The following is a 15,375-nucleotide window of genomic DNA, read 5'->3' as shown; positions in this document are numbered from 1 at the left end:
TCCGCTCAGCGATAGTGGACGCGCCGCTCGACGAAGCGGAACTGGATGAAGGTCAGTGCGATGACAAGCACCATCAGCACGATCGATTGCGCGGCGGCGAGCGAGTAGTCCTTGCCCTGGAAGCCGTCGGTGTAGATCTTGTAGACCATCAGTTCGGTCGCCCGCGCCGGGCCGCCGGATGTGGTGATGTCGACGATGCCGAAACTGTCGACGAAACTGTCGGTGATGTTGATCACGATCAGGAAGAACAGTGTCGGGGTGATCAGCGGCAGCTGGATATCCCACATGCGCCTCAGCACGCTGGCACCGTCCATCGCGCTTGCTTCGGAAATCGTGCGCGGTATCGACTGCAGGGCGGCCAGGAAAAAGATGAAATTGTAGCCGACCATCTTCCAGCTTTGCGCCAGCACGATGAGCGTGAAGGCGTCGTAGCCGTTGAGTGCCGGGTTCCAGAGACCGGGGAAAGCATGGTTGATCACCGACACGAAGCCGGCATCCGGTGAGAAGATGAAGCGGAACGCCAGGCCGACGGCGGGGGCCGCCAGCGCGTAGGGCAGGAAGAAGGTGAACTTGTAGACCTGGTGGCCGGGCAGCCGGCGGTCGACGAAAAGCGCGAGCAACGCGGCAATCGCAAGCGAGAGCACAGTGGCCGAGAAGGCGAAGGTCAGCGAAACCCGCACCGAGTTCCAGTATTTCGGGTCCTCGAACACGGTCATGAAGTTCTGCAGGCCAACCCACTGGTTGCTGCCGCCGAAAGGTGGCTCCAGCGTAAGCGACCAGTAGAGCGCCTCGCCGGACGGCCAATAGAAGAAAACGAAGATCAGAAGCATCTGCGGAGCGATGAAAGCTGCCGCCAGCCACAGATTGGAGAAAGTCGCACGCTTTTCCACGCGGATGCTCCTTGCCGGTCATGATTATGAAAAGGGCGCCGCAGTAAGCCGCGGCGCCCGGGAAGACGTCGTCCGCTTACGGCAGGGCGACACCCTTGTAAGTCTGCTCGTAGCGACGCAGGATCTGGTTGCCGCGTTCGACGACGGCGTCGATGGCGGTCTGCATATCCTTCTGGCCGGTGAAGGCAGCTTCCAGCTCGGAGCGCAGCTCGGCGCGGACCGAGGTGAAGTTGCCGAGACGGATGCCGCGCGACAGCGGGGTGACGTCGGACGCGGTCAGCGAAGCGATCGCGATGTCGCGGTTGACACGCTTCGGATCCTTGTAGAAGCCGTCCGCCTTCAGCAGCTCATAGCCCTTGGTGGTGACCGGGATATAGCCGGTGTTTTCGGCGATGTACTTCTCACCGGTATCCGGAGCCGTGACGTATTTCAGGAAAGCCGCCGCGGCTTCGTATTCTGCCGGCGACTTGCCTTCCATGACCCACAGCGAAGCGCCGCCGACCATCGAATTGGTACGCTTGGCGGCATCGATGACCGGCATCATGGCGACGTCCCACTTCAGGTCCTTGGCCTGGGTGTTGTGCACGGTGCCGTGGTTGGCGATCGAGGTGATGGTAGCGGCGCAGGTGCCGTCGGCGAACGCCTGGACGACGTCCTTGCCCATCTGCTTGGTCTGGATCTTGGCATAGCCGGCGTCGAGCCAGGACTTGAAGTCCTTCATGTGGCCAACGAAGGCTGTCTTGTTGAAAGCGAGTTCGGCACCGAGACCGCCGTAGCCGTTGTCGAGTGTGGCCAGCGGAATGGAGTTGGTCGCCGAGAACTGTTCGAGGTCCATCCAGGAATCGAAGTCGAAGGCAAAACCGCAGGGAACGCCGGCGGCCTTCATCGCCTTCAGGTCTTCGCCGAACTCGGCCCAGGTCTTCGGCGCTTCGGTCTTGCCGATCTTCGCGAAGGCTTCCTTGTTCCAGTAGAAGACGGCGGTCGAGGAATTGTAGGGAAACGACCACATCTCGCCGGTGGAGGTGGCGTAGTAGTTGGCGATGCCCGGAAAATAGGATTTCCAGTCGATGTCGAGCTTGTAGTCTTTGGCGAACTTGGTGGCCGGATAGATGGCGCCCGACAGCATGAAGTTCACGGTGCCGGCGTCGTAGATCTGGACGATCGTCGGATGCTGCTTGGAGCGATAGGCCGCGATGGTGTTCTGCTCGGCCTTGTCGTAGCCACCCTGCCCGGTGCAGACGGCTTCGTATTTGTCCTGCGACTGGTTGAACAGCTGGCAGTGCTTGGCCACCACTTCGCCGAGATCGCCGGTGAGGCCGTACCAGAATTCGAATTTGGTGCGTTCGGCGGCGCTGGCGCCGCTAGCAAGCACGACGGCCGTCGTCGCGAGCAGGATTAATCGTTTCATTCGTCCTCTCCAGACAGGAAGGTTGCTGCGCGAGCGCAACGCCCGCTACGGCGCCTCCCCCTAGAGAGATCACATGACAGCCGCGTTGTGGTTTCGTGATGAAATGACGACAATCCCCACCGGCGCAGGCCAGCAAAAGCTGTTATTCGCCTCTGAGAGGCAGAACCGGGCCAGAGCCGGGCCTGAACAGTCAATCCGGATCAGACACCGGCGTCGCGGATCTCGAAGACATTGCCGCCGCTGGTGAGGAAGCGCCCGCGCTCGCCGCGACGAACGCTGTAGCATTTCTCGCCGCCGTCGCGGATCTCGCTCCACACGGTGCACAGTTCACCATTGCGCAGCGCCCACCGCCCCTTGTCGCCCTGCCGGACCGAGTTGTCGCCCGAATTGTCGATCGTGATCTCGGCGGAGCCGTCGGGTGCAAGGATCAGCGAACCGCCGCGCCAGCCGCCATCTTCCCACCAGGCGATCGAATGCCCGACCAACTCGTTCTTCAGTTCGGCTGATGTGAGATCGCCCGCGCTCGTTTCGCCGGAGACAAGCAGCGAAGCGACCAGGAGTGCCGAATGCAAAGCCATGCCGCGCAAAGCCCGAATCCTCATCCATGACGATCAGGTGACGATTCAATGACATTTGCCGGCTTCTGTCGAGGCTCGATTGAACGCGGCGGCGGATGGTTTTCCCCAGGCCGCGTCAGCGAAGTGTCATGCGCCGGTCAGATGCCGGACATGAAAGCGCGCCATTGTCGCGAATGGCCTGCCGAGCACCGCTCGGCCAAAATCCAGCCTGCCCAAGATCCAGCCTGCCCAAGATCCAGCCTGCAAAGTCGCAAGCCCGTAAACTGAAGGACCAAGCCCATGTCAGCCGTCACCGGCACCGGAATCTCCGCCCACAAGCGCGCCAACGATCTCTCGGACTTTGCCGAAGAGCTCGACATGATCGAGGAACTGGGCGTCGAGGCGATCGAACTGCCGACCTACGACATGGATATCGTCGTCGGCGGCAAGATCAGGAAACCGCAGCTTGCCGCGCTTAAGCGTGCCTGCGCCGGCCGCGACGTCGTCTATTCCGTGCATGGCCCGCTCGCCATCAACTTCATGGACGAAGCATACCGGCTGCCGCGGCATTTCGAGGTGCTGCAGGCGTCGCTGGAAGTGGCGGCCGAGGTCGGCGCCGAGCATTATGTGATCCATTCCGGCCTGATGCCGATGCAACAGGCCGACGGCGTCGAAGCCGGTTATCAGCGGCAGCGCGAGTGGCTGGCCAAAAGCGGTGACGTCGCCCGCCAGCATGGGCTGATCCTCTGCGTCGAGACCCTGTTTGCAGGCTATGACGGCAAGGCGCTTGCGGCCTCGCCGTCACGGCTTTCCACGGAGCTCGGTGCGATCAACCATCCGAACGTCATGGCCACGCTCGATTTCAGCCATGCCTATCTGAAACTCGACTTCGACGGCCGTCGTGACGAATTCGTCGAGGAGGTGAAGGCGCTGGCACCCTATGCGCGCCATCTGCACGTTCACGACAGCTTCGGCCGCCAGGACGACATCTGGATGTTCACCGACGGCGAACGCATCGCCTACGGTCACGGCGACCTTCATCTGCCGGTCGGCTGGGGCGACATTCCCTGGGACAGGCTGATGGCCGAATGCGAGTTCCCTGACGGTGTGCTGTTCAACATCGAGCTGAAGGAACGCTACTGGTACGCCGCGCAGGACACTGTCGACGCCACCAGGCAGCTTGCCGAAAAGGCTCGTTTCGTACGCACCGCCGCCGCAGCCTGAGCTGTCGGTCTGAACAGTGCCCTCAGATGGTCATCCGGGGGCACTGAGTTCATCTTCATGCCGGATCGAAATGCCGTGGGAAGGCATGATGCAGCAGCGTTGCGATCGTCCTGGCAGGCACTTCGGACTGCAAGTCGGGCGGATTGAGATGCCCCCAGTACCACGCTCCCTGGACCAGGTAGTTGAGACTTTCGGCCAGCGTCGTCGGATCGACATTGTCATAGTTGCCGAGACGCACGATCTCGGCCAGCAGGTCGCTTGCTTCCGCGTTATAGGCAAGGTCGCCGGGCAGGCCGATCTCCTTGTAGATCTGCATGCTCTTGCGATCGCTGCCGAAGATGACGAAGACAGAAACCCATTTCGGATGCTGGCGCGCGAAGCGCCGTCCGCATTCGACCGCGCCCGTCACGCGCTGCACGGCTGACAGGCCGGGCGCACGCACCATGCTGGTCCAGAGTGCGTCATACTGATCGCTGAGATACTGCAGCACCGCGCGAAGCAGGTTCTCCTTGTTGCCGAAATGGAAGACCACCAGCGCATTGGAGGCCTCTGCCTGCTTGGCAATGGCTTGCATGGTCAGGCTGGACAGGCCCTCCTCGGCGATCAGATCGATGGCAGCATCGATGATGCGCTGGATGCTCGCCTCGCCGCGTTGACGCCGACGATCACCCGTGCCCGCCGGGCGCTTGGTCACGGCGTTTGCCTGTCTGTCAGCCGTGACTGCCTTGCCTTGTGCCATCTTGTTTCAGTCCCTTGCACCGGCAACGGGCGACCATGCCCGGCGCCGGCTCATTCCCTTCGCAGCGGGCCGCCGTCACAGCGACGGGCGTGCTCCGTCGCCATACCATTGGCCCCGTGCCGTTTCATAGGCCATTGCCGCGCGGAATACATCGGCATCGCTGTAGGTACGCCCGACAATCTGGATGCCTGTCGGCACGCCATTTGTCGCCCGGCCAGACGGCATCGAGACAACGGGACAGCGGCTCAGCATGTTGAACGGCGTGGTCATCACCCAGCCGAGCGACGGGTTCACCGTCTTGCCGTTGATCTGCACGCTATCCTTGGTCTGGTCGAACTCGGCCGGCACCGCCGGCAACGCATTGGTGGGACACACGAGTACATCGTATTTCTCGAGCAGCGGTCCGAGGCTCTGATACATCCGCCCCGCCACCTCCAGCGTTGCGACGAAGTCGGTCGCCTTCGATTTCTGCCCGTCCAGGGCGAACTGCCGGGCATAGCTCGTCATGTCGTCGCCATGCTCCTTGAGCAGGCCGGCCAGCGACGCGCCGAAGATATGCTCGAGATAGGCCATGCCGGATTTCAGCACCTCGTCGCCCCAGCCGAGATCGACCTCTTCCACAGTCGCCCCCAGCGAACGGAACACCTCACAGGCTTCCAGCGTGTTCCTGCGTACGTCCGGGCTCACCTCGAACGAGCCGAGGTCCATGGAGAAGGCGATCCGCCAGCCCTTGATCGGCTTGTAGTCGAGCGGCAGCCTCAGCTTCGGACGCAAGGTGGAGATGTCGAGCGGGCTCGGCCCCGTCATGACGTTCTGCAGCAGGATCGCGTCGGTGACGTTGCGCGCCAGCGGCCCGGTGTGGCAGTAGAAATCGAGATTGAACGGCGGCTCGTCCGGGTTGCGGCCATAGGGCGGCTTGAAGCCGACGAGACCACATGCCGAGGCCGGGATGCGGATGGAACCGGCGATGTCGGACCCCGTCGCGATCGAAGACGTGCCCGCGGCCAGCGTCGCCGCCGAGCCGCCCGAGGAACCGCCAGGCGTGAACTCGGGATTCCACGGATTTCGCGTGACACCCCAGCGCTTCGACCAGGTGTAGCCGGCGCAGCTGAATTCCGGCGTCGCGGTGCGCGCATGCACGATGCCGCCGGCCTTGATGATGCGTTCATTGATCGTGGAGGTGTGGCCGCTCACCGCGCCCTGGGTCAGCAGCGAACCATGCGAGGTCGGCTTACCCTTGATATAGCTCTCGTCCTTGATGCCGATCGGCAGGCCTTCGAGCGCACCGGTCCTGGCGCCTTTGGCGTATTTGACTTCGGCCTTCCTGGCGAGCGCCATGGCTTCATCGAAATAGGTGAACGTCAGGCAGTTGATCGAGGATTTCGTAGCCTCGGCGCGCCTGATTGTGGCTTGCATCAATTCCACCGGCGAAAGTTTTTTGGCCCTGAAAAGCTGCAGCGCCTTGTTGGCTGGCATGTAGCAAAGGTCGAGATCGGACATGCGTGGTCTCCGGCGATCAGGCGATCGCGATTGTGCTGGAAAGGTTGTCCGGGCGGTGCGGCGCCTGGAACTGGCTGGTGAGGGGCGTTATTTCTGGATGTCGGTCCAGATCTTGGTATAGAGCTGCATCACCGGCGTCGGGCAGATCGGCATGACTTCGCCCTTGGCGAGGAACTCGGCCGGGATGTCGACTTCCGGAGCGCCCTTCATGTCTGCGGGCATGAATTTATCCGAGCCCTTGATGCCGTTGGCATAGCGGGCGAAGGCCGAGATCATCGCCGCGTTTTCCGGATCCATGATGAAGTTCTGGAACAGCTTGGCGTTCTCGACGTTCCTGGCATCCTTCAGCACGGCGACATTGTCCATGAAGATCGGATAGCCTTCCTTCGGATAGCCGTAGGTGATGTCCTTGTTCTGCAGCCGCTGGCGCAGCGAAATACCGTTCCAGTTCACGCCGGCGGCGATGTCGCCGCGGCCAAGCCCGTCGACGGCAGCGTAGTCGAGCGAAAGCCACTTCGCCTTGGCCTCGACCAGCTTGTCGCGCACCTTCTTCAGCAGCGCCTTGTCTTCGGTGCAGAACTTGCCGCCGAAATAGGTGATGGTGAAATACATGATGTCGCCCATCTCGGGCACGACATTGATCTTGCCGACGAGCTCCGGCGGCGGGTCGAGGAAGATCGCCGAGGTGTTGATGTCGCCGGAATAGACGGATTTGTTGACCGACATGCCGGTGCTGCCCCATTGCCACGGCACGGTGTATTTGCGGCCTGGGTCGAACGGCACGTCGACCCAGCGCGGGTCGACATTCTTGAAGTTCTCCATCTGGTCCGGGCGCGTTTCGAGCAGCAATTCCTCACTGATCCAGATCGGTATGACGCTGGCCGAAGGTACGACGATGTCGTAGCCCGACGCGCCCTGCCGCACTTTGGCCAGCGCGGTGTCGTTGGAATCGTAGTCGGTGACGGTGACCTTGATGTCGTATTGTTTCTCGAACTTCTTGATCAGCTCCGGGCTGGTGTAGTTGCCCCAGTTGTAGATGTTGAGCACGCCTTCGGCGTGGGCCGCACCTCCTGCCGCCAGAAGCGACAGGCCAAGCGCTGCTGCTGCCATTTTCAGCTTCATGCACATTTCTCCCTTTTGGGACCCGCTCGGGTCCATTTCGCCCTGGGCAGACGACTGCCGGGGACGGTCTCGCTTTGTGTTCCCACGGGGCAGCCATTCACCGGCAGGCGCCGGCTGGCTGGTCTTTTCCCGATCGCGAGATTATTATTACTAACTATTTAGTCAATATCTTTTTCGACACCGCAGGCGGTGAAGAAACTTCGCATCGGGCTGGCAGGTAGCGCTCCGGATGGCTATCGGGCTATGGCCGTAGCCTGGAGCGTTTCCGTAAACGCTCCAACTCTTTGTTTTTTCACAATTCCGGACGGAAACCCGTTACGCACTTTTCCTGGAATTGCTTTAGTTGGCCGGTGATGGCTGGGGCTGTTCCTGGCCGCCCGTGGAGGGCGGCGTTTGCGACGGCTCGGCCGACGGAGGGTTGGGAGCCTGCGGCGCGGCTTGCTGGGTACCCTCGGGCTGTGCCGTCTGCTCGTTGCTCAGAACCTCATCGGTCTTGGCTTTGATCTCGTCCGCCGTCTGCTGGCTGATGAGCCCGTAATTGACCGCCAGACCGGCGATCAGGGCAACGATGATGCCGATGATTGCGGTTTTGAGGTTTCTGGACATCGGGAGAAGCCTTTCGAAGCCTGCCGGCAACCGCTGAACGATTACCCGAGGATGCCCTTCCACCGAGGAATCAAGTTGCCCGAGCTTGCTGCGATGGTCAATGCTCGGGAGATGCCCGCGCAACGCAACCGGAGGCCAGCTTGCTTGAGAGATCGGCACACTGCCAGCAGGCAGACGAATGAACCCTTGCATCATTGATGATCTTGCCTAGGTCGAAAACGATTTATTGTAACTGAGAGTTCCTAATCTGACCGCCGTTGATCAAGCTTAGAAAATTCAGAATAGCGGACATTGCCCGACATGGGCCACATGGACAGACATCGATCTTGCCGACCGCATTAGCGTGATTCTGGCTCGATTTTTTTCCAATGCATGCCAATAATGCCGCGTGGGGGGCGGTATATTTGGGTAGTGGTTCGGGGCGCGACTGGTCCGCACGTGGCTGGAGCGAGCGTTTAGCAAAAGGTGAAAAGTCGAAGGGCGAGCGTATTCGCGCCCTTCTTGATGGTGCGCGCCGTAATTCTATTCCGATGGACAGCCGCGTATCGCGGCCTGGCGTGACGACTGCTACCAATTCTCGATACGCAACCACGGCTTTTCCAGAGTCCTGGTCGACAATTTCTGCTGGTCGACCTGCTGTAGAAGCCCTGCTTGAATCTATTGAAGATGGCAAAGATCGCATAATCCTTGCTTGGCCGGAGAAGCCCGGGAACGGCTTCACGTTGGCCGCTTTGGCGATGCGCGAGGCCCGCTCATCAGGTCGCTTGGCATCAGCATCGGTCGCCGTCTGGCCATGGCGCAATGGTCTTACGCGCGCTGCCCGGTCGATCCTCGTTCATCCGCAGGACATCGCAGACACTGCAAAGTACGCAATGAACGATCATGTTGCTGGTGCCGCCTGGATGACCGGCGATGGTCTGGCACATAGGGACTTGTGCATGGTCGAGTTACGTTTGCGGGATTTGCTTCCCGAAAACACGCCTCGACGTCGGCTTCGCGGGCGGCCGCGCGTTGAGGTGGTTGTGAAAAACCCGACCCTTCTCGAAACGACCGCGGTATTCCCCCCGTCCTCTGCTGGCTATTCACCGGACGCAGAGCAGGCTTTGCGCAGGGTCAGCCAGCATACGCACCTCAACGAAACGGGTGCCAGTCTCACCAACGCTCGAGCTTCAATTGGCAATCCGAGAACTACGCCTTTTGCCATCCTGGGGCTCCCAGGTGAACGGTCACTGAAAAGGCTTCGCCGTTATCTCAATCATCACCTCTTAGAAGAGCGTCCAATCGAGCTAATTGTTGTGGACTTGACGAGAGCCTCAAAGGCCGACCTCGGTGAACAATGGGAAAAGCGCCTCGAAATTCTCCTCGAAACACTAGATGGCCTCGAGCGAAAGCGTCCCGGCATTGTTGCGATTTGTGACGATCCGTTCACGCTTAAGTCGGCTAGCCGGCTGATCCGTTCCCACAATGCGAAGGTAAAGCCGAAGCGGGCCTATCCCATCGAGATAGGCCTTTATTTGGCCGACCGTGGACTGCTCGGCGCATCGCCGGACCTGCCTGCCCAACTCCCAAGAGTTGCCTTCCACGCTGACATCAAAGACGCGTCCCTCGTTGGCTTGCGCAATGACCTACTCGATCTTCTTAGGAATTTCAGGGAGGCAGGCAATCTCGAAGGCATCCGGGCCGCCGCGACCGCACTGTCGTTCGTCCGTCGCATAGCTTGCCTGCCGCTTGGCCTCTCTGAAGCGCGTACAGCCGCAAGCATCCTGTTCGACGCCGATGACGATGTAGATAGCGGAATCCGCGCCATGTTCCTTGAAGGCATGGCCCTGGCCGATCTGGCTGCCATCGAAGCGACTGGAGCTGACAATGGGCGAGCACGACCAATCCTGCAAAGGATCCAACAGCTCGTTGCCGAATGGCAAGATGAAACCCCAGTCTCAGCCAAACTGAGTGAAATGCTGGCCTTCGAGGATCGCCCGCAGCGCATTCTTCTCTCGGTCCCGGATCGCCGCATTGCTGAGATTGTCTTGGGATCAGACAGGGCGCTTGGTTGGGACTGCACAGTCTGTGATCACCACGATCTGGCAGGGGTTTTGGATCAGTCCTACTATGATCAACTGATTGTCACTGGCCCGACCTCGAAGGCGCTGCGCACTCTCCTGGTAGGTGAGAGCACGCCCTCTGACGTGGTTCTATTGGGCGATGCCTCCGGTGCGGGGTTGCTCGTCGGAGAGCTTTTGCCGCTGACCCGGCTTGAAGGTTTCGCTGCAGTGGCAGATCGGGCGTCTGGGCTGCAGGCAGCACTCAAGCGCGGAGGGCTCGACGAAAAGCTCGATCTTGGAGAGGCCGAGTTCCGAATTGCTCCGATCGCGGGGGCGAAAGAGATCGATCTGACCCGCGAGGGTGATCGTTACTCGGGTGAGCGCGTCCGCCTTCACACTTCGTCTCACCGCATTATCTACCGACCGAACAGCGATGTCTTGGTGTTCACGTCGGGAGAGGCACGGCTTTTTGAGAAGCTGCCGGCGCGTGAGATCGAGCGCGGTGATCACATACTGGTTCTGGATGAGGCCATCAGAAATCGTATCCGGTCATCATTGGCCACCTCTCACAAGAGCTTGGCACAGCTCGCAAAGTACCACGAAATCGTGGGGCAGCTTCGCGAACGGACGCCCGGGGTAAAGGACTTGGACAAAGCCCGGGCCATCCTGCACCGTATGCGAGAAATCAATCCAGGTATAGCTGACCATGAGATACATAATGTCCAGCGTTGGCTGACCGCCGACACGGCGCCAGCCAGCGCCGAGGGCGGCAGGCAACCTCGCGCCGCCCGTGATTGGTCCCGCTTCAAGCTGTTCATGGAAGCCAATGGATTCAGCGAATTGATGGCGAGAACCTTCTGGGACTTTGCCATTGTGCCCACGCGGTCGTACCGGGTTCAAGAAGGCTTTCAGTTCAATCAGCGTGTCGTCCAATTCGTCCTCGATCCGGAGAGCGCCCATGGTGTCAAGGATAGCAGCGCCGGCCTGAGGCAGCTCTGGCTGTCGCTCCAAGATGCCGTCGACGAGGTCGAGAGTATCGAAATCTTGAAAGAGGAGCCTCGCCATGGTTGAGCCATTGCCGCTGCGTAGCATGTCCCCGGACGATCGGCAGATTCTTAAGGAAGCGGTGTGCGATGCGATTGTTGAGCGCACCCGTCGCGTGGTTTCGGGCGCCGGGGAGGAAGGCCGTTTCATCCTGGGATCAAAGCCCTCCCGTGTTCTCAGCAGTGGTTTCATCCTGCCCCGCCACGACCAGAATGGCGATGATGAGTCGAGCGACATTCGATTGCCGGCGCATGGACTCGATATCCGTGTGCGTGGTGACGTTGGGCAGATCGAGATCACTCCAACATTTTCTGTCTATATCCGAGTGTTTCCCACAGCGGACGATCTCTTCCAGCGCGAAGGGCGGCAGTTGCCCAGGGCTGAGCTGTCCAAAGAAGCCGAGCTGATCGTCAAGGAACAGATCAAGCAGCGCATGGGCAATGTTGCTGACCTGCAAACGGGTCGAGCCCGGGCAGAAATGAAAACGGCGGTGGCGACTGAAGTCTACCAAGCCATGGGCATTGTCGTGCCAATGGGAGCGCTGATTCAGCAGGGCAACGACGACGACCCCAATAGTGATGCAGATGAAGGACAGCAGCCGCCGTCAGCTGGGCCCGTGCGGGCCCGGATCAGAATTCCCAACCGGTTGTCACGCCAGTACGAGTCGCCCAGCAAGTGGCGGCGTATCGACGTTCCGGTGGAGACGCTTGCTCTCGCGTTTCCCGTAGATCGCTTGGCTTGGGAACGCTCTGCGGATGCGTTCAGTGCGCAGCTGGTGGCAGCTATCCGGCAAGCCTGTCTGGATTTTATTGGCAGCGCCGAGGGACAAGCATGGGCGTGGCGTCGGCGCCGACCAGAATCGGAAGATTTTTGGACCCCCGATGCGTGGAACAGTTTCCTGGCCCGGGCCCGCGCCGACGCGCCCGTGCCAGCAGATCTGATCCCGCCTATCCAGGCTGGCCTGCTCGTCCAAGCGCTCCCGGATGTGACCGCCCCAGGCAGTCACTCACTACGGATCGCACTCGAGAACCTGCGCGAAACCGATCCCAAACTGGAAAGTGGACTGTTCACGGTTAGCCTAGTTGTCAGGCTCCCCGAAAGCGCTCTGGCGCCGATGAGGCTGGAGCGCGTCAAGCGCAGCTATCACCTCAACGGCTTCATGAACATGCCGGCAATCGGGGTGAATGGCGGGGTAGAAGACCTGGGACAATCTGGGCAAACCCGGAGTATGTGCACGACCTGGTCTCCACGTTATGTGCTGCCGAGAATGCTGGCTCGGAGAATTCCGTCCGTACCCACAGCCTATGCCCGTCTCGCCGATCCTCTTCTACCGGTCGGCAATCTGCGTGGCTTAGTGGGCGAGATGGACGCTTGGCGCGTGCAGGTGATGGCCTCGACGAACCTGTCGCTTCGTCCTGACGAGGGTGATGCGAATGATGAACTACGTCAGCGCGAGCAGTTCCAGACCGATCTCGGCGCCTGGAACTACGAAGCGCGCCGTGTCGAACTTGGCATAGACACCCTTGAGCGCTCGCAGAGGATTTGGTTGACTAGCCCGGAATCCTGGGAAGCCATCCCTTACCGCACCTGGTTGCTGTTGAACGCCACGTTCAGCCGGGCTAGTCGGCACGGGGAGAACGAAGCGCAGCCAGGCTGGCGATTGTTCCAGTTGGCATTCATCCTTGCCCATGTTCCAACGCTGGCATCCAGGTTGCCGGAATTCCATGACGTGTTTCGAGCCGACTTCGACGAAGAAGCGGTCAGTCTCCTCTATATGTCGACAGGTGGTGGCAAGACCGAGGCCTTCTTCGGCACCGTCGTGTTTGGACTGTTTCTCGACCGTCTGCGCGGCAAGCATCGGGGCGTTACCGCCATGATGCATTACCCGCTGCGCTTGCTGACGGTGCAGCAGGCTCAGCGCCTTGCGAGGCTCCTTGCGCAAGCCGAGTTGGTCCGCGTGCAGGAAAACGTGCCTGGGGCTCCGTTCGAGATCGGCTTCTGGGTTGGTGGCGGCAATACGCCGAACCGCGTGGAGAAACCAGGCGGGGGTGTTCTCGACGATATTGCCATGATCCCGGCTTCGAATTCGGCTCGTGGTGCCGACGAAGAAGCACTACTCAACGGCTCAGCACCTGGCGTCAGCGGTTATCGCGCGGCCAATGCAGCCTGGAACAAGTTGCCGACCTGTCCATTCTGCAGCTCCGAGACACCGACCGCCCTGCGTCTCTTTCCAGATGAGCATCACCGGCTTGGTATCGTCTGTCTCAACCCGCGATGCGATTGGAATGTGTTGCACCGTCCGAAGGGGCGGCAGGTGCCACTCCCATTCCTGCTAACAGACGCTGATATTTACCGACGTGCGCCTTCGATCTTGCTGGGTACGATCGACAAGCTGGCGTTGATTGGCCAGAATCCCCATACCGTCGATGCCATCGCGGGTATGTTTGGCATGGCGAGAGCGGTCGAGCCCACGGGCGCTCAGCTGCTTGACCGCCCTTCTGGTACCGCGCTCGCCGCCATCGACAGTGGTGCCCTCCAAGCTGTAGCCCCGGCCTATTCCGGTGGGCGAGAGCTGTTCATCGACCCATTCCCGAGCTTGATCATTCAAGACGAAATGCACCTGCTCGAAGAAAGCTTGGGTACGTTTGGGGGGATTTTTGAAACTGGATTGTTTGCCTGGCTCAAAAGGCTCGCTGTCTTGTTGGGCACTCGAGCAGCACATATTCCCGGTGCACCTGAATTGCCTCGCTTGCCGCACGTCATTGGTGCGACGGCAACGGTTTCCGACGCGGCTAAACACGCTCGCGCCCTCTATCAGCGGCGCGTGTGTCAGTTTCCCCATCCGGGTCCATCCCTCTATTCCACATTCTATAGCGGGATGGCGGACTTCGATGCCGGTGGCGCCGGCGCTAACCGTGCTGGCGTGTTGAGCGACCCGGCGAGCGAAGCTCGCGAGAAGGAAAGGGCGGCGCCTTGGGCAAGGCTCTATGCCAGCATCATGACCAATGGGCGCTTGCACACAGTCACCACGATCTCAGTTCTCGCCGCCCACGCGGCCACGATCACGCGCTGGGAGAGGGATCTTGCATCGACCGAACCCGCGCGCCGTCAGCGTGCAGTCGCTGAGATCGAGGACTGCGTGTCCGACGCTCCCTACGCGGCGGGTCGACGCGCAGCGGTGCGCGCTGCTGGGCAAACCGATGTCGAGCGCCTAGCGGCATTGGTTGATCTCCACCGTATTGAGTTGACCTATGTCACCAACAAGAAGGGTGGCGATCAAATTCTGTCTGCACTGAATGCAGAGGCGTTGGAAGCCCATGCGGCGATGGGACCGGAGTATGAGATCTCCAGCTTCTTCACCGAGCTGATCTCCGGCGGTGTTGATATTGGCGGGATCCAGCGCGTCATCCGTGCGGCCGAAGCGCCTTTTGATCCGATGGCAGAAGACATTTCCGACGCGCTGCGGATCATCGTCGCCACCAGCGCCATCTCGCATGGAGTCGACGTCGAGGCATTCAACTCCATGGCTTTCGCCGGCATGCCTTCGGACATTGCCGAGTATATCCAAGCGTCTTCCCGTGTTGGCCGAACACATGTCGGCTTTTCTCTGCTTGTGCCAACCCCACAAACGAGGCGCGATCGCTTCGTCGTCGAAGTCCACGAGTCCTTCCATCGCCTGCTTGAACGGATGATTTCGCCCCCGGCCGTGGAGCGTTGGGCCGATCGTGCGATCGCCCGCACAGTACCATCGCTCCTACAGACCTGGCTGGCCGGCGTCCATTTCCAGAACCGATTTGCTGGTAGCCCCCCGCAAGCCAAGGCCTCGGTGCCATTTCCTGGCAGCGTGGAACAGTTGGACCGCATCCTGTCCGATCCCACCGCTCTGCGTGACTGCACCGCTTTTATCCAGGAGGCGATTGGTCTTCAGGCGCTCGAAGGTCGAGCCCAGAACCCCGACTACTACGCAAATCTGATTACAGAGCAGCTTCGCCGAATCCTGAACGAAGCATCGTCAGGGCGATTCACGGGTCAGCTGTATAGATTCTGGGACAACAGGCTGACGGGTTTGAAAAAGCCCATGTCCAGCCTGCGCGATGTCGACGCTGCCGGCCATATCGAGCCGCACCAGTACATCGACAGAGAAATCTTGGCCGACGCTATGGCCTTCGTGCGCAACCGTGGGGCCGGCCGACCTGCTGGCAACGAACTGGACCCGGAGAACTAATATGGCCAAGGCTCCAGT

10 protein-coding genes are annotated in these 15,375 nt (G+C 60.6%); 3 read left to right on the top strand and 7 right to left on the bottom strand.

Features of this window, described 5'->3' with window-relative positions; all coding sequences use genetic code 11:
* Positions 1 to 5 precede the first annotated feature (5 nt).
* From ACFJIU_RS30065 to ACFJIU_RS30055, 3 genes are all read right to left on the bottom strand, one after another.
* Positions 6 to 890 (bottom strand): ABC transporter permease subunit, encoded by an 885-nt coding sequence (locus ACFJIU_RS30065; RefSeq protein ID WP_379066222.1) that lies wholly within the window; start codon positions 888 to 890, stop codon positions 6 to 8.
* Between the two features lie 76 nt (positions 891 to 966).
* On the bottom strand, positions 967 to 2,298 hold the full coding sequence (locus tag ACFJIU_RS30060) for an extracellular solute-binding protein (protein WP_379066220.1): 1,332 nt from the start codon (positions 2,296 to 2,298) through the stop codon (positions 967 to 969).
* 200 nt (positions 2,299 to 2,498) lie between these two features.
* Positions 2,499 to 2,876, bottom strand: a complete 378-nt coding sequence (locus tag ACFJIU_RS30055; protein WP_379066218.1) for a hypothetical protein — start codon at positions 2,874 to 2,876, stop codon at positions 2,499 to 2,501.
* Between the two features lie 279 nt (positions 2,877 to 3,155).
* Here ACFJIU_RS30055 and ACFJIU_RS30050 point away from each other — a divergent pair, with 279 nt between their 5' ends.
* Entirely contained in the window at positions 3,156 to 4,079 is a 924-nt protein-coding gene (locus ACFJIU_RS30050; protein ID WP_379066216.1) for a sugar phosphate isomerase/epimerase family protein, read from the top strand.
* A gap of 55 nt (positions 4,080 to 4,134) precedes the next feature.
* Here ACFJIU_RS30050 and ACFJIU_RS30045 read toward each other — a convergent pair whose 3' ends face one another.
* The 4 genes from ACFJIU_RS30045 to ACFJIU_RS30030 form a co-directional block, all read right to left on the bottom strand.
* A complete protein-coding gene (locus ACFJIU_RS30045) occupies positions 4,135 to 4,818 on the bottom strand; it encodes a TetR/AcrR family transcriptional regulator (protein ID WP_379066214.1) in 684 nt (227 codons plus the stop codon).
* Positions 4,819 to 4,893: 75 nt separating this feature from the next.
* The gene (locus ACFJIU_RS30040; RefSeq protein ID WP_379066212.1) at positions 4,894 to 6,318 is read right to left on the bottom strand and encodes an amidase; all 1,425 of its coding nucleotides are present in this window, start codon (positions 6,316 to 6,318) and stop codon (positions 4,894 to 4,896) included.
* 87 nt (positions 6,319 to 6,405) lie between these two features.
* Positions 6,406 to 7,440, bottom strand: coding sequence for an extracellular solute-binding protein (locus ACFJIU_RS30035; RefSeq protein WP_379066210.1), 1,035 nt, complete (start codon positions 7,438 to 7,440; stop codon positions 6,406 to 6,408).
* Positions 7,441 to 7,779: 339 nt separating this feature from the next.
* A complete protein-coding gene (locus ACFJIU_RS30030; RefSeq protein WP_379066208.1) occupies positions 7,780 to 8,241 on the bottom strand; it encodes a hypothetical protein in 462 nt (153 codons plus the stop codon).
* 173 nt (positions 8,242 to 8,414) lie between these two features.
* Here ACFJIU_RS30030 and ACFJIU_RS30025 point away from each other — a divergent pair, with 173 nt between their 5' ends.
* Together ACFJIU_RS30025 and ACFJIU_RS30020 are read left to right on the top strand one after the other, a co-directional pair.
* Entirely contained in the window at positions 8,415 to 11,159 is a 2,745-nt protein-coding gene (locus ACFJIU_RS30025) for a hypothetical protein (RefSeq protein WP_379066206.1), read from the top strand.
* Positions 11,152 to 15,357, top strand: coding sequence for a DEAD/DEAH box helicase family protein (locus ACFJIU_RS30020; RefSeq protein ID WP_379066204.1), 4,206 nt, complete (start codon positions 11,152 to 11,154; stop codon positions 15,355 to 15,357). Before ACFJIU_RS30025 ends, ACFJIU_RS30020 begins: the two co-directional genes overlap by 8 nt.
* Positions 15,358 to 15,375: the final 18 nt, after the last annotated feature.

The organism is Mesorhizobium sp. UC74_2 (assembly GCF_042701485.1).
GTDB lineage: Bacteria > Pseudomonadota > Alphaproteobacteria > Rhizobiales > Rhizobiaceae > Mesorhizobium.
The sequence above is the reverse complement of the archived record's forward strand: the minus strand, read 5'-3'. Positions and strand labels throughout refer to the sequence as shown.

Bases quoted from the DNA above. Each gene is read 5' to 3' on its own strand.
- ACFJIU_RS30040 (WP_379066212.1), bottom strand. From the start codon at position 6,318: ATGTCCGATCTCGACCTTTGCTACATGCCAGCCAACAAGGCGCTGCAG.
- ACFJIU_RS30035 (WP_379066210.1), bottom strand. From the start codon at position 7,440: ATGAAGCTGAAAATGGCAGCAGCAGCGCTTGGCCTGTCGCTTCTGGCG.
- ACFJIU_RS30030 (WP_379066208.1), bottom strand. From the start codon at position 8,241: ATGATGCAAGGGTTCATTCGTCTGCCTGCTGGCAGTGTGCCGATCTCT.
- ACFJIU_RS30050 (WP_379066216.1), top strand. From the start codon at position 3,156: ATGTCAGCCGTCACCGGCACCGGAATCTCCGCCCACAAGCGCGCCAAC.
- ACFJIU_RS30060 (WP_379066220.1), bottom strand. From the start codon at position 2,298: ATGAAACGATTAATCCTGCTCGCGACGACGGCCGTCGTGCTTGCTAGC.
- ACFJIU_RS30045 (WP_379066214.1), bottom strand. From the start codon at position 4,818: ATGGCACAAGGCAAGGCAGTCACGGCTGACAGACAGGCAAACGCCGTG.
- ACFJIU_RS30025 (WP_379066206.1), top strand. From the start codon at position 8,415: ATGCATGCCAATAATGCCGCGTGGGGGGCGGTATATTTGGGTAGTGGT.
- ACFJIU_RS30020 (WP_379066204.1), top strand. From the start codon at position 11,152: ATGGTTGAGCCATTGCCGCTGCGTAGCATGTCCCCGGACGATCGGCAG.
- ACFJIU_RS30055 (WP_379066218.1), bottom strand. From the start codon at position 2,876: ATGGCTTTGCATTCGGCACTCCTGGTCGCTTCGCTGCTTGTCTCCGGC.